This is a genomic window from Mesorhizobium sp. UC74_2 (assembly GCF_042701485.1).
GTDB lineage: Bacteria > Pseudomonadota > Alphaproteobacteria > Rhizobiales > Rhizobiaceae > Mesorhizobium.
In genome coordinates this window covers 413,516-432,033 of record NZ_CP170562.1, presented here as the reverse complement: position 1 = coordinate 432,033, position 18,518 = coordinate 413,516, and the positions used below count along the sequence as shown (strand labels likewise).

Below are 18,518 nucleotides of genomic sequence, written 5' to 3'. Positions count from 1 at the left end.
TCAGTGCTCCCAGAAATAGACGGTTGACGGCTCCGGTTCCCACACCTTGGCGTCTTCGATGCCGGGCAATTTGGTCAGCGCGCGGTATTCCGAGCCGAAGGCGACATAGCGGTCGGTCTCGGCAAGCACGGCCGGCTTGCAGGCAATGGCATCGCGCACCACGCCGAAACCATTCTTGGTACCGACGACGAAGGTGAAGAAGCCGTCGAGGTCATTGACACTGCTTTCCAGTGCCTGGCCGAGGTTCTGGCCATGCGCGATCTTCGATGACAGGTAGGCTGCCGCCACCTCGGTGTCGTTCTCGGTCTCGAACTTCATGCCCTCGCGGATCAGCTCGCGCCGCAGATTGTTGTGATTGGACAGCGAGCCATTGTGGACCAGGCATTCGTCCGGGCCGGTCGAAAAGGGATGCGCGCCCAGCGTGGTAACGGCGGATTCGGTTGCCATGCGGGTGTGGCCGATGCCATGGGTGCCGGTCATCTTGCTGACATCGAAGCGCTTGACGACATCGACGGGCAGGCCGACTTCCTTGTAGATCTCGATGGCATCGCCCGCGCCCATGATGCGCACGGACGGACGAAGTTCGGCGATCGCCTCGCGCGCCGCCTCGACCTTGCCGGCTGGCACATCGATGACCGCATGGGTGGACTTGGCCAGCAGCGTCACCTTCGCGCCGATTTTCTTTCCGAGCTCGGCTTCCAGGCCAGCAAAATCCGTCGCCGGCGACGGCGACTGGATCGTAACCTTGGCCTTGCCTTTGGTGGTCGCGCCGTAAACCGCGATGCCCGCGCTGTCGGGGCCACGGTCGGTCAGCATCACCAGCATTTCAGAGAGCATGGCGCCGAGTTGCGGCTCCAATGTCTTGTCCTTCAAGAACAGTCCCACAATTCCGCACACGACGTTACCTCCAATGGCAGCGGTCCGATGATCAAACGCTAGCAGCTTTGAAAATCCAATTCAACTGCTATGAATGTTTTTTTCCTTACAGAAAAGTCCCGCATTGTACCTCGCCGCGGAACCGAGGCCTCCTGGGAGGACTAAAGTCGGAACCGGGGAAAGTTGCCTATCAGTAATATTTCTTGCACAAAGATATTGCCCCGACGACGGAATTCGAGTCAATATGCGTCTGGCGAAAGAGCAGGCTGATAAGAAAAGAATGGCCGCTTTTCGAAGGTACCCTTGAGGAGAAGGACACCCGCATGACAGCTTCCTGGCGTTTCTCGACTTTGGCCGACCGCCATCGCGCCCTGGGCTCCAAGCTTGAAGACTGGAGCGGCATGGGCACGGCCTGGACCTATGATAAGGACGCCGACGAAGAATATGTCGCCATCCGCACCAAGGCCGGCCTGATGGATGTCTCGGGCCTTAAGAAGGTCCACATCACCGGCCCGCATGCCTCGCACCTGATCGACCTGTGCACGACACGCGATGTCGAGAAGATCTATCCCGGCAAGTCGGTCTACGCCTGCATGCTCAACGAAGCCGGGAAATTCACCGACGACTGCGTCGTCTACCGCATCAGCACCAATTCCTGGATGGTCGTGCATGGCTCCGGCACCGGTCATGAGGAATTGACCCGTGCCTCCATTGGGCGCGACGTATCGGTTCGCTTCGACGACAACCTGCACGACCTGTCGCTGCAGGGCCCGACCGCTGTCGACTATCTCGCCAGGCATGTGCCCGGCATCCGCGACCTCAACTACTTCCACCATATGCAGACCCAGTTGTTCGGCCTGCCGGTGATGATCTCGCGCACCGGCTACACCGGCGAGCGCGGTTATGAAATCTTCTGCCGTGGCCAGGATGCCGGCACGATCTGGGACCGCATCCTCGATGAAGGCAAGAGCGAGGGTATCATTCCGTGCCGCTTCACCACGCTCGACATGCTGCGCGTGGAGAGCTACCTGCTCTTTTATCCCTACGACAATTCGCAGAAATATCCCTTCGACAACGAAGGGCCTGGCGACACGCTGTGGGAACTGGGGCTGGATTTCACCGTCAGCCCCGGCAAGACCGGCTTCCGCGGTGCCGAGGAACACTACCGCCTCAAGGGCAAGGAACGCTTCAAGATTTTCGGCGTCCTGCTGGAGGGCACCAAGCCCGCTGACGAAGGCGCACCGATCTATCGCAATGGCAAGAAGGTCGGCGTCGTCACCTGCGCGATGTATTCACCGCTGGTGAAGAAATCGATGGGCATCGCCCGCCTCGACGTCGACTGTGCTGTGGTCGGCACCGAACTCGAGGTCCGCAACGCGTCGGGATCGGTCAAGGCGACGGCGCAGGCGTTACCATTCGATGATCCCAAGAAGCTGAAGCGCACGGCAAAGGGCTGATCCATTGGACGGGATGCCGGCAAAGACGATCCTCAGTCGCCCGGTCTACGGAACCCTGTCGCCCCAGACCGGCAAGAACCATCTCTTCGTCGCGGATGCCGAAGGCGCATCCGCGATCCTCGACCTGGCGAAGAAGGCTCCGGACGGTTTCTTCGCCAGCACGCACATCATGTTCATCCCCGAGACGACCAGGAGCCAGTTTCAAACGTCGCTGAAGGCCTTGAAGCCCGCCCAATTCTATGAAGGTCCTTCGATCGCCGCTGCCCTGCCCCGTCTCAGGCAGACGCTCGCCAACGCCCATATGGGCCTTAGGCTCTACCTCGCAGGCACCGAAGGGTTGATCGGCCAGGCCATGCAGGTGGCGCTGGAAGCCGGGATCGATCATTCCTCGATCCAGACCGAACATCGCGGTTCCTGGGCGCGCCGGGTGCAGTGCGTCCACTGCAAGGGCGTCACCGAGAACGTCACGACGCAGCCGGCCACCTGCTCGCATTGCGGCCTGCTGCTTCTCGTACGCGACCATTATTCGCGCCGCCTTGCTGCCTTCCAGGGCGTGTGCATCAACGCCGAGGATCCGAGCGAGATCCCTCAGAAAGAGGAGATTTTCCGGTGAGCGCGGGAACAACGAAACTGAACGTCACCGTGACCGACGTGGTTGCGGTCAATGAGCTGGTGAAGCGCTTCCATTTCGAGCGCACCGACGGCGGCGACCTGCCGACCTTTTCCGGCGGTGCCCATGTCGTGGTGGAAATGCGCGACGGCGACAAGTCCAGGCTGAACCCCTATTCGCTGATGAGTTCGCCGCACAACACGCGCGACTATACGATCAGTGTGCGCCGTGACGATGCAGGACGTGGCGGCTCGCTGTTCATGCACAACCGCGTCAAGCGCGGCATGGAAATGGTGATCTCCTATCCGGTCAACCTGTTCTCACTCGACCTGAGGGCCAGGAAACATCTGCTGCTGGCGGGCGGCATCGGCATCACGCCGTTCATGGCGCAGACTGCCCAGCTTGCTGGCGAAGGCGGCAATTTCGAACTGCACTACACCTGCCGCACGCCGGCCCTTGGCACCTATGCCGACGTACTGCGTGATCGCTACGGCAAGCGGATCAACATCTATTATGACGACACCAACGAGCGCCTGCCGCTTGAGCGCCTGCTGACTTCGCAGCCGCTCGGCACGCATCTTTACGTCTGCGGCCCGGCAGGCATGATCCGCTGGGTACGCGAAACGGCGGCGGCGCATGGCTGGCCGGATGAAACCGTGCACTACGAACATTTCGCCGCCCCGCAGCCGGGCCTGCCCTTCGACGTCACGCTGGCACTCAGCAAGATGCAGATCAGTGTCGGCGAAGAACAGAGCCTGCTCGAGGCGATGGAAGCCGCCGGTATCGACCCGCCCTATCTGTGCCGTGGCGGCGTCTGCGGCCAGTGCGAGACCAATGTCATCTCCTACGACGGCGCATTCAGACACAATGACCACTGGCTGACCGAGGCCGAGCATTGTTCGGGCAAGAAGATCATGCCGTGCGTCTCACGCTTCGAGGGCAAGTCCCTCGTGCTGGAGCGCTAGCCTAGGGCGCTTCCGGCGATTTGCGTCCGGACTTGCGTAGAAACAAAGAGTTGGAACCACGGGGAGGAACCTATGGGTATCAATTTCAGGCAGGAAACATTCCGGGACGATTTCACCTTCAGGAACAGCCCGGAATTCATCCGGCGCTTTCCCTTCCCGTTCCACGAAGACGCTTACATGTATGCGGTCAACATCGAGCCGCATGTACCAGGTCCAAACGGCACCGTGCTTGAAAACCTCATCGACGTCGACGAGCACTATGTTTCCGAGATGCAGGATCGTGCCAAGGTGCTCGCCGAGGATCCGTTGCGTTGCCAGTCGCTGCCCCACATGACGCTGGCCGGCTGGGACCTGCTCGAGCTCCTGATGACCGAGCAGGCCAAGGGTTATCCCGAGCATTTCACGCTCACCCGCGACGGCGATCGCTGGCGCTGGATCAACCGACCGCTCGGCATCGACGACAGCTTCACCTTCGGCGACCTTTCCACCCTGCCTTATGGGCCGATGGAATACATCACGCGCCAGAGCCAGGGCGACTTCTGCATCCTCGACCAGCGCGACGGCAATCTGTGGATGGATGCCGGAATGGTCACCACCCAGGCCGACTGGTCGCTGGACTTCGACATCGGCATGAACTTCTTCGAGTGGCACGCGCCGGTGCCGCTGGCGCACGAAAAAGGCATCTTCACCCGGGCACTGAAATTCCTCACCAACATCCAGCAGGGCAAGCCGGCACGGCGGCTGAACTGGACGATGACCATCAACCCGCGCCTCGACACCAGCCCCGAGAACTATCACAAATGGGGACCGGACCGGACCACCGTCACGCCCGACAATGTCGGCGACAAGGTCCATCTGCGTGTCGAGCTGCAGAGCTTCTGGCGCCTGCCACGCTCCAACGCGCTGGTCTTCCCGATCCGCTGCTATCTGATCAAGATGGAGGAACTGGTGACCGTGCCGAAATGGGCGCGCCGCTTCCACCGCGTCCTGCGCGACCTGCCGAACGAACTGGTCGAATACAAGGGCCTCACCCGCTATCGGCCGACCACCCTCGAATGGCTGTCGAAATATGACGACGGAACCCCCACCTCGCCGGGTTTCCTCCCGGACTGAAACGGGGCGATAACCCTCTACCCGGTGAGACAATAGCGCGCCGAAAGGCGCGCTATTCGTTTCCGGAGCCCTGCCTGTAGGAGATGATCGAGAGATAGCGGATCGGCAGCGTCGTCAGTTCGTCCGGCCCATGCGGTGCATCGGCATCGAAGAACAGGCTGTCGCCGGGCAGCATCCGGTACAGATTGCTGCCGTGGCGATAAACCACCTCGCCTTCCAGCATGTAGAGGAATTCCATGCCATCGTGCTGAAACGCCGGAAACACATCGGAATTTTCGGTCAGCGTGATGAGATAGGGTTCGACGGTCACACCCGCTGTGTTTGAACTGATATAACCAAGCAGGTTGTATTGATGGCCCGCGCGGGTGCCTCGCCTTTCAACGTCAACACCTTCGCCTGCCTTCACGAAGACAGCATTGCGGTCTTCCTCGAACCGCCGGAAGAAAGAACTGAGCGGTACGCCAAGAGCGCGCGACAGAGCCTGCAAGGTTGTCAACGAAGGTGATGTAATACCATTCTCGATCTTGGACAGCATACCAAGCGAAATATTCGTGGTAGCGGCAAGGTCGGCGACGGTTATGCCGAGCTTCTTGCGGAAGGCGCGCACTTCATGGCCGATGGCAACTTCGAGAACCTTTTCCCGCGTATCACGGACGGCGTGCGGATCCTGGTGCAGCGGCGCCGCCTTGAGCTGTGCTGAAGCCAGGCCCTTCTTGGATGAGTTGGTCGCCTGGGCAGCAGCGCTGGCGCCTTTACCATCCTTGACCGACTTGTCCATTATATACCCTCGGAACTTCGCGTGTTCACCATAGGTAAACATATTCACACTTTGGTTCAAGTCCAAAGGCTCAATGCGGCGAAGTGTGCGAGGATCGGAGAAAACCGATCCGCTTGGGGTCAACGGCTCAGCAAGGGATTTGCGCTTTCAGCCTCCTCAGCGAGAGATCGCTATCAGACGACGCGATCTGGAATCGGCTCGCCGGCAAAGAAGGCAGTGATGTTGTCGACCACCTTCATGCCCATCGCGACACGGGTCTCTTCAGTGGCGCTGCCGAGATGCGGCAACAGCACGGTGTTCTCCAACCCGACCAGCCGTTCCGGAACGTGTGGCTCCTGAGCGAAGACGTCGAGCCCGGCACCGGCGATCACGCCGCTCTCCAGTGCATCGGCCAGCGCGGTCTCGTCGACCACGTCGCCACGCGCCGTGTTGATCAGGAAGGCGCTCTTCTTCATGCGGGCGAGCCGCTCGGCATTGATCAGGTTGCGGTTCTCCGCGCCGCCGGGGCAATGCAGCGACACGAAATCGGCCTGCCCCAATACCGCTTCGATCGAGGGCAGTTGCGTAGCCCCCATCGCGCGCGTCTCTTCGTCGTCCACACGCGAACGGTTGAAGAAAACCACCTTCATGCCGAAGCCGAAATGCGCACGACGGGCCATCGCCTTGCCGATGCGGCCCATACCGATGATGCCGATCGTCTTGCCCGTCACCTTGGCGCCGATCATGTGGGTCGGACACCAGCCCTTCCACTCGCCGGCACGCAGCTGGCGCTCGCCTTCGCCGGTGCGGCGCGCAACCGCCAGCAGCAGGCTCATCGCGATATCGGCCGTGCAGTCAGTCAACACGCCTGGCGTGTTGGTCACCACGATGCCGCGCTGCTTCGCTGCCTCGACATCTATATGGCTGAAGCCAACACCGAAATTGCCGATGATCCTGGCCCGTGGCTGTTCCTCAGGGAAGATTTCAGCTGGCAGCTTGTCGCTGACTGTCGGCAGCACGGCATCGAAATTCAGCAGGGCAGCTTTGAGCTGCGTCGCCGTGAACGGAATGTCGCCCGCGTTGAGGGTGGTGTCGAAGCGCTCGGCAAGCACCTGCTCGACAGCCGCCGGCCACTTCCTGGTCACGATCACGCGTGGCTTCATCATCTGCTCCTGCATGGCATGGTTGAGGCGGCGCCTGGACCCGGCGCCGCCCCTCAAGACGATTGTCCTAGCCCTGTTTAGGCTGCTTTACGCTGCTCGGCCAGTACACCCGCAACGGTCGGACCGAATGAGGCCGGGGTCTGAACGATGGTGACGCCAGCATCGCGCAGGATCTCGACTTTCTCCTGCGCGGACTCGCCGAATGCCGAGATGATGGCACCGGCATGCCCCATGCGCTTGCCCTTCGGAGCTGACAGACCGGCGATGTAGGCGATCAGCGGCTTCTTCATGTTCGTCTTCGCCCACTCGGCGGCTTCCGCCTCCTGCGGACCGCCGATCTCGCCGATCATCACCACCGCGTCGGTCTCGTCATCCTTCTCGAACAGTTCGAGGATATCCTTGAACGACGATCCGTTGATCGGGTCACCACCAATGCCGACGCTGGTCGACACACCGATGCCGAGCGCCTTCATCTGCGAAGCCGCTTCATATCCGAGCGTACCCGAGCGGCCGACGATGCCGACGCGGCCGGGCAGGTAGATCGAACCCGGCATGATGCCCATCAGCGCCTGCCCCGGCGTGATGACGCCGGCACAGTTCGGACCGATCAGCGTCATGCGGTCTTCGCGGCGATAGCGCAGCATGTAGCGTTTCACCCGCATCATGTCCTGCGAAGGGATGCCGTCGGTGATGCAGACGCAGAGCTTGATGCCGGCATCCGCCGCTTCCATGATCGAGTCCGCAGCGAAGGGCGGCGGCACGAACACGATGCTGGCCTCGGCGCCGGTCTCGCGCACCGCGCCCTTGACCGTGTTGAACACCGGGATTCCCTGCTGTGACTGGCCGCCTTTGCCCGGTGTCACGCCGCCGACGACATTGGTACCGTAGCGCTTCATGTCCTCGGCGTGGAAGGAGCCGATCTTGCCGGTGAGGCCCTGGACGATGACCCTGGTATTGCGATTGAGCAGAACTGACATTTCGTCCTCCCTCAGCTGGCTTTCTTGAGTGTCGACTGGCGCATCGCCGCAACCGCCTTCTCGGCGGCTTCGGCAAGCGTGTCGGCAACGATGATCGACTGACCCGAAGCACTCAGGATGCGACGGCCCTCCTCGACATTCGTACCCGCCAGCCGCACCACCAGGGGCACGTTGACGCCAACCTCGTGGATCGCCTTCAGCACGCCTTCCGCCACCCAGTCGCAGCGGTTGATGCCGGCGAAGATGTTGACCAGAATCGTCTCGACATTTTTGTCGGCGAGCACGGCGCGGAAGGCCTTGGCGACACGTTCGGGCGACGCGCCGCCGCCGATGTCCAGGAAGTTGGCCGGCTCCCCACCGGCGATCTTGATCATGTCCATCGTCGCCATGGCGAGCCCGGCACCGTTGATGATGCAGCCGATGTTGCCCTCCAGCCCGACATAGGAGAGGCCACGGTCGCTGGCGAAGGTTTCGCGCGGATCTTCCTGCGACTTGTCGCGCAGTTCCGAGATCTCCGGGCGACGGAACAGCGCGTTTTCATCGAACGACATCTTGGCGTCGAGCGCCATCAGATTGCCTTCGCGCGTCACCACCAGCGGATTGATCTCCAGCATCGAGGCGTCATAGTCGCGGAACACCTGGTAACAGCCCATGATGGTGTCGGTCGCCTTGCCGATCAGGCTGTTTTCCAGTCCGAGCCCGAACGCGATCTCGCGCGCCTGGAACTGCTGCATGCCGACGCCGGGATCGACGGTGGCACGGATGATCGAATCCGGCTGGCGTTCGGCGATCTCCTCGATCTCCATGCCACCCGAGGCGGAGGCCACGATCATCACGCGTTCCGCTTTGCGGTCGAGCACGAAGCCGAGATAGATCTCCTGGCGGATGTCGACGGTTTCCTCGATGTAGAGGCGCGAGACCAGCTTGCCGCGCGGCCCGGTCTGATGCGTCACCAGCTTGCGGCCGAGCATCGCTTCCGCCGCATCGGACACTTCCTTGTCGGACTTGCAGATGCGAATGCCGCCGGCCTTGCCGCGCGCACCGGAATGGATCTGGGCCTTTACCACCCATTTGTCGCCGCCGATCTCACGTGTACGATAGGCCGCCTGTTCGGGGCTGTAGGCAAGTCCGCCGCGCGGAATGTGCACCGAATGGCGCGAAAGCAATTCCTTGGCCTGGTATTCATGAATATCCATGTCGAACTCCTCCTCAGTTCGGTAATGCTTGGCGCGAACGCGCCGACTGCTCGATGGCGTCGTGGGTCACGAGGACGTTGCGGGCCATGCGCTCGGAGGCGGCATCGATCATCTTGCCATCCAGCGCAGCAGCACCCCTGCCCTGTTCTTCCGCTTCCTTCAGCACCTCGATGATGCGCCTGGCGCGGGTGACTTCCTTCTCCGGCGGCGAGAACACCGCATTGGCGAGTTCGATCTGCGAAGGGTGGATGGCCCACTTGCCTTCGATGCCGAGTGCCGCGGCACGGCGGGCAGCGGCCATGTAGCCTTCCGGATCCGAGAAATCGCCGAACGGGCCATCGATGGCACGCAGGCCATAGGCACGGCAGGCGACGGTCATGCGCGACAGCGCGAAATGCCACTGGTCGCCCGGATAGTCGGGATTGAGGCCGCCGATGTTGACGGTGCGCGCCTTGCAGCTTGCGGCATAGTCCGCGACACCGAAATGCAGGGCCTCCAGCCGTCCGCCGAAGGCGGCGATCGCCTCGACGTTGGCCATGCCGAGCGCCGTTTCGATCAAGGCTTCCAGCCCAACGCGGGTCTTGTAGCCCTTGGCCATCTCGATCTGGTTGACCATCGCCTCGACCATATAGAGGTCGGCCGGAACGCCGACCTTGGGCACCAGGATCGTATCCAGCCGGTCGCCGGCCTGTTCCATGATGTCGACGACGTCGCGATACATGTAGTGCGTGTCGAGGCCATTGATGCGCACTGATACCGTCTTGCCCCTGGCGCGCCAGTCGATGTCGTTCAGCGCCTCGATGATGTTGCGGCGCGCCCGCTCCTTGTCGGGCGGCGCCACCGCGTCCTCTATGTCGAGGAAGATGAAGTCGGCCGCACTCGCCGCCGCCTTGCTGATCATCTCCGGGTTGGAACCCGGAACCGCAAGCTCGGAGCGCTGCAGCCGCAGCTTGCGCAGATGGTTGATGGTATGGCTCATCGTGGGTCTCCTCCCTCCGGCGCGTCAGGCGGCCTTTGCAACCGCGGCTGGTTCGGCCAGGCGGAAGTGTTCGAGCGCGGCTCCGACACCTGAGCCCGGTGCCACCTTCACGCCGCAGTCGCGCAATGCCATTTCAGCGGCCGACAGCGCTCCGCACACCATCACCTCGTTCAGCCAGCCGAGATGACCGATGCGGAACACCCTGCCGGCGACCTTGTTCAGGCCGACGCCGAGCGAGGTCTGGTATTTGTGGTAGGCGCGCTTCACGACTTCGGCGCTGTCGATGCCTTCAGGCACATAGACCGCGCTCACCGTGTCCGAGTGCCACTTGCGTTCCCTGGCACAGAGCTTGAGGCCCCAGGCGTCGACGGCCTTACGCACGCCTTCGGCCAGATGGTGATGGCGGGCGAAGATTGTTTCCAGCCCTTCCGTCTCGATCAGGTCCAGCGAAACGCGCAGGCCACGCAGCAACTGGGTTGCCGGGGTGTAGGGAAAGAAGCCAGTGTCGTTGGCGCGGATCATGTCCTCGAAGGAGAAGTAGCAGCGTCGGCCTTTCGCCGTCTTCGCGGCGGCAAGTGCTTTCTGGCTGACCGACAGGAAGCCGAGCCCCGCCGGCAGCATGAAACCCTTTTGCGAACCGCTGACCGCGCAGTCGACACCCCACTCCTCCTGGCGGAAGTCGATCGAGCCGATCGATGAGACGCCGTCAACGAACAGCAATGCCGGATGACCGGAGGCATCCAGCGCCTTGCGTACGCCGGCAACATCGCTGGTGACGCCCGTGGCCGTCTCGTTGTGCGTGCAGAACACCGCCTTGATGCGGTGTTCCTTGTCGGCGGCGAGCCGCTCGGCGTAAATCTCGACCGGCACGCCGGTGCCCCATTCCACATCGACGACATCGACATCGAGCTCCAGTCGCTCGGCCATGTCGACCCAAAGATGCGAGAACTGGCCGAAGCGCGACATCAGCACGCGGTCGCCGGGGCTCAGCGTGTTGGTGATGCCCGATTCCCAAGCGCCGGTTCCAGACGATGGATAGATGAAGACGCGGCCGGTCTCGTTCTTGAACACCCTCTTCAGGCCTTCGAACAGGCCGAGCGTCAGCTGCGGAAAGGTCGAAGCGCGCATGTCTTCCATCGGCAGGTTCATCGCCTGCCGGACGGCTTCCGGCACGTTGGTCGGCCCAGGGACGAAGAGATGCGTGAAACCAGCCATGATGATCCTCCCGATCTGTCTGCGCCGGCTTCAAGGGACCGGCAGGCATTCGGCGGGCTCCGCCGTGGGAAGAATAATGTTTTCCTGGCCAGATCCTCACAACACCTGCCAAGGTGGAACCTTCCGCCATCAAGCGTCGGGCCGAACCTGCCTGCCGGGTAGGCGAAACCCCACCCCGGACGGGTGCAGGGCCACCCGGAACGCAAGTGTTGCGAAGACCAAGAAAAAACGGCGGACCGAGGCCCGCCGTTCGTCAGAGATCAAATGTGGAAAGGTGCTCAGTCGATGTCGAAGGAGACGCCCTGGGCGAGCGGCAGCGCCTTGGAGTAGTTCACGGTGTTGGTGGCGCGGCGCATATAGGCCTTCCACGCATCCGAACCGCTCTCGCGACCACCGCCGGTCTCCTTCTCGCCTCCGAACGCACCGCCGATCTCGGCACCCGACGTGCCGATGTTGACGTTGGCGATGCCGCAGTCCGAACCGTCAGCAGCGAGGAACCGCTCCGATTCCTGCAGGTCGCGCGTGAAGATCGACGACGACAGCCCGGCTCCAACCGCATTGTGCAGGTCGAGCACGCTGTCGAAGTCGGAGTACTTCATCACATAGAGGATCGGCGCGAAGGTCTCCTCCAGCACCGGACCGGCCTGCTTCGGCATCTCCACCAGCGCCGGACGCACATAATAGGCATCCGCATGACCGTTCTCGACACGCGCACCGCCGGTGACCGTGCCGCCATGCTCGCCGGCCTGCTTCAGCGCCTTCTGCATATTGTCGAAGGCTGCCTTGTCGATCAGCGGCCCGACCAGCGAAGCGGTCTCCAGCGGATTGCCGACCGAGACGCTCTCATAGGCCTTCTTCAGACGCGGCACGAGCTGGTCATAGACGCTCTCATGCACGAACAGGCGACGCAGCGTGGTGCAGCGCTGGCCGGCCGTGCCCATGGCACCGAAGGCGATGGCGCGCAGCGCCATGTCGAGATCGGCGCTCGGGCAGACGATGCCGGCATTGTTGCCGCCGAGCTCCAGCACGGCACGGGCGAAACGTTTGGCCAGCCGCGGACCGACCTCGCGACCCATGCGGGTCGAGCCGGTGGCCGAGACCAGCGGCACTTTCGCATGATCGACCAGAACCTCGCCGATCCCACGCTCGCCGATCAGCACCGGCGCCAGATTGGCAGGCGCATCCGCGCCGAAGCGCTTGACGGCACGCGCGAAGATCGCCTCGCAGGCCAATGCCGTCAGCGGCGTCTTCTCGGACGGTTTCCACACCACGGCATCGCCGCAGACCAGCGCCAGCGCCGCATTCCACGACCATACCGCAACGGGGAAGTTGAAGGCCGAGATGACACCGACGACACCGAGTGGATGCCAGGTTTCCATCATGCGATGGCCGGGACGCTCGGTGGCGATGGTCAGGCCATACAGCTGACGCGACAGGCCGACGGCGAAATCGCAGATGTCGATCATCTCCTGGACTTCGCCCAGCCCTTCGGACGGGATCTTGCCGACCTCGATCGACACCAGGCGGCCGAGCTCGGCCTTGTGGGCACGCAGTTCCTCGCCCAGCAGGCGCACCAGTTCGCCACGCCTGGGACCCGGCACCAGGCGCCAGGCCTTGAAGGCTTCATGGGCGGCATCGATCGTCTTGCCGGCCTCGGCTGCCGAGACAGTCTTCAGCGCCGCCAGCTGCTCACCCGTCACCGGGCTGCGCACAACAAGATCACCGCCCGAAAGCACGTCCCGCGCAACACCAAGCTTCCCAAGCAACTCCGCAGTTTCTTTCGAGAGCGTCATCGTCTTCCCTTTCGAATTTGTGCTGATATGGCGACAGCCATGGCCATCCGCCACCCCGCCGCTCATCGGGCAGGCCTTTGGCGTGGCATTACCCGTTTCGCGTCAAATCCGCCACCCCGGCATGGTCCAAGCCGGCAATGCTCGACATTGATCCAGTGAGAAGGAAAGCGATGCGCGGGGGGTCGCCTAGCCCGCTTTTTCGGACTTGCCCTGTGCGGCCTCTGCCTTGAGCCGGTCGATGTGCATGCGAATATGTGCTGCCTCGGCAGCCGTGTTGGCGAGCGCGATCGCTCTGTCGAAGGCAACGCGCGCCTCGTCGTTGCGGCCGAGTTTCATCAGGAGACCGCCCTTCAGGCCATGGAAATGGAAGTAGCCGGAAAGCCGCTCGGCCAGCGGTTCGATCATGGCGAGCGCCTCCTCCGGCCCCTTTACCTTGGAGACCGCCACCGCACGGTTCAGCGTCACCACCGGCGACGGCTGCATGCGTTCAAGCAGGCTGTAGAGCAGGTCGATCTCCTGCCAGTCCGTGTCTTCGGCCTTGGCTGCGCGGGCATGCAGCGCCGCGACCGCCGCCTGCACCTGGTAGGGGCCGGGCTTGCGATGGCGCAAAGCCTTGTCGACGAGCGCCAGCCCCTCCTCGATCATCTTGCCGCTCCACAGCGCCCTGTTCTGCTCTTCGAGCAGCACGATTTCGCCATTGCCGTCGAACCGGGCCGGCGCGCGGGCATGCTGCAACAGCATCAGGGCCAGCAACCCCATGACTTCCGCTTCCGTCTGGAACAGCCTGAGCAACAGCCGGCCGAGCCGGATCGCCTCCTCGCACAAGGGTTCCCGCGCCTGCGCTTCGCCGCTGTTGGTGGAATAGCCTTCGTTGAAGACCAGATAGACCATCGCCATGACGGCGGCCAGCCGTTCCGACCGCTCGACCGCTCCCGGCGTCTCGAAAGGCACGCCGGCGTCCGCGATGCGTGCCTTGGCCCGGGTGATGCGCTGCTCCATGGCGCTTTCACCCACCAGGAAGGCGCGGGCGATCTGCTTGACCGAAAGGCCGGAAACGATGCGCAGCGCCACCGCGATCTGCTGCGTCGGCGGCAGGTCAGGATGACAGCAGATGAACAGCAGCCGCAGGATGTCGTCGCGATAATGCGCGCCATCCAGCCGCTCGGCGATGTCGGACTCGGCATCCTCCAGGTCCGACACCTGGTCTTCGTCCGGCATCGCCGTCTGTTTGCTTCTCTTGCGCACAGCGTCGATGCCGCTGTTGCGGCCGACGAAGATCAGCCAAGCGGCGGGATCGCGCGGCGGCCCGTTTTGCGGCCAGTTCTTCAAGGCGCGCAGGCATGCGTCCTGGAATGCTTCTTCCGCCGTGTCGAGATCACGGAAGTAGCGCAGCAACGCTCCCATGGCCTGCGGCCGCGCGGCGCTGATGACATTGCTGATCCAGGACAGGTCGCTCATGATTTTACCGTTGCAGGACTGAATATGGAAACAGGTCGGATCTCGTAGGAACCGCCGCTTGGATTGACCTCTGAAAGTTCGCGCGCGAACTGCAGGGCTTCATCGAGATTTTCGACGTCGATGGTGTAGAAGCCGAGGAATTGCTCCTTTGTCTCGGCGAACGGACCGTCGATGACAAGGGATTCGCCCTTAACCTTGCGCAGCGTCGTTGCTGCCGTGGTCGGCAGAAGACGGGCCACCGGGCCAAGTTTGCCGGCATTCGCATATCTTTGCTGGACGTCGAGCAGTTTGCCCATGACGGCATCGTCCTGTTCCTTGGTCCAGGAACCGACGACGTCTTCAGAAGCGTAACAAAGAACGGCGTAAAGCATGGAAGGCCCTTTCTGTCTCCCGGAGCGTTTCCGTCCTGGACGGAAACGCGGTACGCAATACCGGACGGAAAGCCGCTACGCATCTTTCCTGGAATTGCTTCAAGGACGAAAGAGTTAGGCGCTTCCCGACATCGCGTCGATAAAAAATCTGCTATTTCTCTGGATGTCCGCAGCGACGGCTCAGCCCACGGGAATAACGTCCACCGCCTGTGCGCCGGCCTGCCCGCCGGCGGTCTTGAGCACGCCCACGATCGGCGCCACATCGCCGTAATCGCGGCCATAACCGACCGTGATATGGTCGTTGGAGGCGCGCATGCCATTGGTCGGATCGAATTCCTGCCAGCCGGCCTCGCGTCCGCACCATACCCGAACCCACGCGTGCATGGCATCCGCACCTTCCAGCCGTTCCTGTCCAGCGGGCGGGATGGTGCGCAGGAAGCCGCTGACATAGCCGGCAGGAATGCCCAGCCCGCGCAGGCCGGAAATCATAACATGCGAGAAGTCCTGGCAGACGCCGCGCTTCAGCGCAAACGCATCGGAAGCACGCGTCTGCACGTCGGTCGCAGCGCCATCATAGGTGAAATCGCGCCGGATGCGATTGCAGATCTCCGTCGCTATCGCCGCCACCGAACCGTCGCCGCCCTGACAGGCATAGGCGGTAATGGTGGGATCGAGATCCGCAAAATCGGTGGGGGCGAGAAAATGATGCGGTGAATCAGGCTGGAGCGATCGCACGGCGGCGATTTCGCGGGCAAGCCCGACGATGTCAGGCGACACGTCGAGCCCGATTTCCGGCCGCGCGACGGAAACGCGTGCACTCATGCGTACGTCGAGTGTCCGGTGTGCCTCGCGAAACGCGATCGAGGTCACGTTCGAACCGAAGAAATCATGGAAATCCGACCGTTCGCCCGGCGTGGGCGCGAAGGACAGCGATGCCGCCACGACACGCTGCCCACCGCCAAGATTGGCCGGCAGCACCCGCACTAGGTGGCGTCCGCCGCCAACGGCGGTCTCATAGTCGTAGTGCAGGTTGAGGCGGATGTCGTAGAGCATGGGGCGCCTCAGCTGAAATAAGCCTTGGCAAGGCTGCTGTAGAGCCCGCCAATCTCATCCGCCAGGGCATTGAGCGCCGTGGCTGTCATGTCCGACGGCTCCTTGACCGCAAGCGCCGTATTGAGCTTGAGGATATCCTTGGCAGCCGGCGAGAGATGTCCGCTGCCGTTTTCACCGGGCAGCAGCCCTATTTCCGTCTTGAGCCGCTCGACCTGGAAAAAGATCGATCGTGGATTGAGCGGATCCAGCACCAGCAGATCGACAACCGTGCTGCGTCCCGCCTGCACCGGATATTGTCTGCGATGGGTCATCACGCTGTCGCCGATCTCCAGCATCATGTCGAGCGCGCCCTCCGGCGCATCAGCGCGCGTCAGCCGCGCCAGCATGCGCGCAGTCTGGATACCGCGCTCCAGGCGCCGCCCGATCTCCAGGAAACGCCAGCCCGTGAAGCGGTACATATTCTCGTGCAGAAGACCCGAAAAGCCAGCCAGTTTGCGCAGGATCACCGTCATGGCGCGCGTGGCATCGTCGCCGCGTGACACCGTCGTTTCGAACAGATGCAGCGTCTTGGACAAATCCTTCAACGCCAGCCAGCCGTCTGGCGAGAACCGGTCGCGTACCTGGCCCGCGCTGTAGACGGCGCTATCCATCATGTCGAGCAGACCCGGTGGCACCGGATCGGTGAGGTCGATGCCAAGCGGATCGAGATAGGCACGCAGCTCCGATAGCAGCGGCATGGCCGGATCCGAGGTCTCGGCCAATCGCACATGATAGGCGCGCAGGATGCGGGCGGTATCTTCGGCGCGCTCTATATAGCGTCCGAGCCACATCAGGTTTTCCGCCGCCCGGCTTGGCAGGCTGCCCGGCACGGTGCGGTCGAAGCCTTCGCTGTCGCGCGGGAACAGTGTCTCGCGCTCCACCGGCCTGTCGCTGACCACCCAGACATCGGCCGCCTGGCCACCTCGTTGCATGGCAATCGCCGTCGGATCGAGTGAGAAGCCGACACGCGCGAACCCGCCGGGCATCACCGTCCAGCCGTCCGTTGTGCGCGCCAGATAGACACGAAGGCTGGCCGGTCGCGGCTCCAGCCGCCCGTCGACAAAGACCGGGGTCGTCGACAGCGTCACCGCTTCCTGCCCGACAAACGCGCTGCCGTCGGTCTCGATGCGCGCGACCAGATCCGCCCGCGCCTCTGCAGACAGCGAAGCACCCAGAACGCTCGCCCCATCGTCCTCGAACGTCAGGCGGGTCGACAGCGCCGGCCCCACGATCGTTCGGTCGAGATTGGCCAGCACATGCTTGCGTTCGGCTTCCTGCCCGCACCACCAGGTCGCGACACTGGGCAACAGCAGGTCTTCCCGGCACAATTCCTGGCTGATGCGCGGCAGGAAAGCAAGCAGCGCGCGCGTCTCAAGCAATCCCGACCCCAGACCGTTGACTGAAGTGACGGCACCCTGGCGAACCACCTCGACCAGCCCCGGCGTACCGATCTGGGAATCCGTCCGCAATTCCAGAGGATCGGCAAAGGCGGCGTCGAGGCGACGCCACAGCACCGAGATCGGCACCAGGCCGGCCACGGTGCGAACCATCAGGCGCCCCTTGGCGACGACGAGATCCTCGCCCTCGAGAAGCATGATGCCGAGATAGCGCGCGATATAGGCGTGTTCGTAATAGGTTTCGTTGAGCGGTCCCGGCGTGAGGATGGCTACACGGCCACGCGAGGCTGCTGCCGACGAATTCAGGGCATCTCGGAAGCGACGGAAGAATCCGGCCAGCCGATGCACATGCAGCTCGCCGTAAAGTTCAGACAATGCACGTGTGGTGGCAACACGGTTTTCCAGCGCGAAGCCGGCGCCAGACGGCGCCTGCATGCGATCGCCCAGCACCCACCAGCGTCCATCCGGCCCACGTCCGAGTTCGAAAGCGCAGAAATGCAGGAAATGTCCCCCGGCCGGCGACGTTCCTGCCAATGGCCGCAGATACTCCGGGCTGCCTGCGATCAGGCCGGGCGGCAGCAATCCAGCGTCCACCAGCCGGTTGGGCCCATAGATATCGGCAGCGATCCGCTCGAACAGATCCGCCCGCTGGATCAGGCCGGCGCTGATGGCCGACCACTCCTTCTCATCGATCAGCAGCGGCACGTGCGCCAGCGGCCAGGCGCGCTCATTGGCGCCGGCATTGTCATAGACACGGTAGTAGACGCCGGCATCGCGCAGATACTGGTCTGCCCGGGCGAAGCGCTGTGTCAGTTTTTCGGGGCCGAGCGCCTGCAATGAGGCGATAAACTGTTTCCACAGTGGACGAGGCTTGCCCGAGGCATCGACCATCTCGTCGACGACGCCGTCGATCGGCCGATAGTGCTCAAGCAGGCTTTGCACCTGCCCGGTTTCCCCCGCTCGCTGTTGATTCCCGCTCGCCATAAGTGATCTAGAACGTTGCTTGGGGCATGAGGTCAAGCCTCGCAGCCACCAGAACCTCACGTGCATTTTTGCTCATCAAGCCAGGCTGGCCCCAACGATGCGGCAACTGTCGCCT

At 62.9% G+C, this 18,518-nt stretch carries 16 protein-coding genes; 4 read left to right on the top strand and 12 right to left on the bottom strand.

The genetic code is table 11. From position 1 onward, the window contains the following. Window positions 1–897 (bottom strand): glutamine amidotransferase family protein, encoded by an 897-nt coding sequence (locus ACFJIU_RS02145; protein ID WP_379067086.1) that lies wholly within the window; start codon window positions 895–897, stop codon window positions 1–3. Between the two features lie 302 nt (window positions 898–1,199). Between ACFJIU_RS02145 and ACFJIU_RS02140 the strand changes: the two genes are divergently transcribed. The 4 genes from ACFJIU_RS02140 (at window position 1,200) to ACFJIU_RS02125 (ending at window position 5,021) form a co-directional block, all read left to right on the top strand. After that, window positions 1,200–2,333, top strand: coding sequence for an aminomethyltransferase family protein (locus ACFJIU_RS02140; protein ID WP_379067084.1), 1,134 nt, complete (start codon window positions 1,200–1,202; stop codon window positions 2,331–2,333). Window positions 2,334–2,346: 13 nt separating this feature from the next. Further along, window positions 2,347–2,946 carry a dimethylamine monooxygenase subunit DmmA family protein gene (locus tag ACFJIU_RS02135; protein WP_379067083.1) on the top strand — a complete coding sequence of 200 codons (600 nt, stop codon included), beginning with the start codon at window positions 2,347–2,349 and terminating at the stop codon, window positions 2,944–2,946. Beyond that, complete coding sequence (locus ACFJIU_RS02130) at window positions 2,943–3,908, top strand: PDR/VanB family oxidoreductase (RefSeq protein WP_379067081.1); 966 nt, start codon at window positions 2,943–2,945, stop codon at window positions 3,906–3,908. The genes ACFJIU_RS02135 and ACFJIU_RS02130 overlap by 4 nt, the downstream gene beginning before the upstream one ends. 72 nt (window positions 3,909–3,980) lie before the next feature. Next, on the top strand, window positions 3,981–5,021 hold the full coding sequence (locus tag ACFJIU_RS02125; RefSeq protein ID WP_379067079.1) for a DUF3445 domain-containing protein: 1,041 nt from the start codon (window positions 3,981–3,983) through the stop codon (window positions 5,019–5,021). A gap of 52 nt (window positions 5,022–5,073) precedes the next feature. On the opposite strand, the gene ACFJIU_RS02120 is transcribed toward ACFJIU_RS02125, so the two are convergent. The 11 genes from ACFJIU_RS02120 to ACFJIU_RS02070 form a co-directional block, all read right to left on the bottom strand. Next, window positions 5,074–5,799: a helix-turn-helix domain-containing protein gene (locus tag ACFJIU_RS02120; protein ID WP_379072911.1), complete on the bottom strand. Its 726-nt coding sequence runs from the start codon at window positions 5,797–5,799 to the stop codon at window positions 5,074–5,076. Between the two features lie 173 nt (window positions 5,800–5,972). After that, the gene (locus ACFJIU_RS02115; protein WP_379067077.1) at window positions 5,973–6,944 is read right to left on the bottom strand and encodes a 2-hydroxyacid dehydrogenase; all 972 of its coding nucleotides are present in this window, start codon (window positions 6,942–6,944) and stop codon (window positions 5,973–5,975) included. Between the two features lie 74 nt (window positions 6,945–7,018). Further along, window positions 7,019–7,918 (bottom strand): succinate--CoA ligase subunit alpha, encoded by a 900-nt coding sequence (gene sucD / locus ACFJIU_RS02110; RefSeq protein ID WP_379067075.1) that lies wholly within the window; start codon window positions 7,916–7,918, stop codon window positions 7,019–7,021. Window positions 7,919–7,929: 11 nt separating this feature from the next. Next, window positions 7,930–9,114 carry a malate--CoA ligase subunit beta gene (locus ACFJIU_RS02105; RefSeq protein ID WP_129413582.1) on the bottom strand — a complete coding sequence of 395 codons (1,185 nt, stop codon included), beginning with the start codon at window positions 9,112–9,114 and terminating at the stop codon, window positions 7,930–7,932. A gap of 13 nt (window positions 9,115–9,127) precedes the next feature. After that, window positions 9,128–10,093: an HpcH/HpaI aldolase/citrate lyase family protein gene (locus tag ACFJIU_RS02100; RefSeq protein ID WP_379067073.1), complete on the bottom strand. Its 966-nt coding sequence runs from the start codon at window positions 10,091–10,093 to the stop codon at window positions 9,128–9,130. 24 nt (window positions 10,094–10,117) lie between these two features. Further along, window positions 10,118–11,308 (bottom strand): aminotransferase class V-fold PLP-dependent enzyme, encoded by a 1,191-nt coding sequence (locus tag ACFJIU_RS02095; RefSeq protein WP_379067071.1) that lies wholly within the window; start codon window positions 11,306–11,308, stop codon window positions 10,118–10,120. 278 nt (window positions 11,309–11,586) lie between these two features. Then, a complete protein-coding gene (locus ACFJIU_RS02090; protein WP_379067069.1) occupies window positions 11,587–13,101 on the bottom strand; it encodes an aldehyde dehydrogenase family protein in 1,515 nt (504 codons plus the stop codon). A 186-nt stretch (window positions 13,102–13,287) separates the two neighbouring features. After that, window positions 13,288–14,559 carry an RNA polymerase sigma factor gene (locus ACFJIU_RS02085; RefSeq protein ID WP_379067067.1) on the bottom strand — a complete coding sequence of 424 codons (1,272 nt, stop codon included), beginning with the start codon at window positions 14,557–14,559 and terminating at the stop codon, window positions 13,288–13,290. Next, window positions 14,556–14,930 carry a YciI family protein gene (locus ACFJIU_RS02080; RefSeq protein WP_379067065.1) on the bottom strand — a complete coding sequence of 125 codons (375 nt, stop codon included), beginning with the start codon at window positions 14,928–14,930 and terminating at the stop codon, window positions 14,556–14,558. Before ACFJIU_RS02080 ends, ACFJIU_RS02085 begins: the two co-directional genes overlap by 4 nt. Window positions 14,931–15,110: 180 nt before the next feature. Then, entirely contained in the window at window positions 15,111–15,983 is an 873-nt protein-coding gene (locus ACFJIU_RS02075; protein WP_379067063.1) for a transglutaminase domain-containing protein, read from the bottom strand. An 8-nt stretch (window positions 15,984–15,991) separates the two neighbouring features. Next, a complete protein-coding gene (locus tag ACFJIU_RS02070; protein ID WP_379067061.1) occupies window positions 15,992–18,403 on the bottom strand; it encodes a circularly permuted type 2 ATP-grasp protein in 2,412 nt (803 codons plus the stop codon). Window positions 18,404–18,518 lie beyond the last annotated feature (115 nt).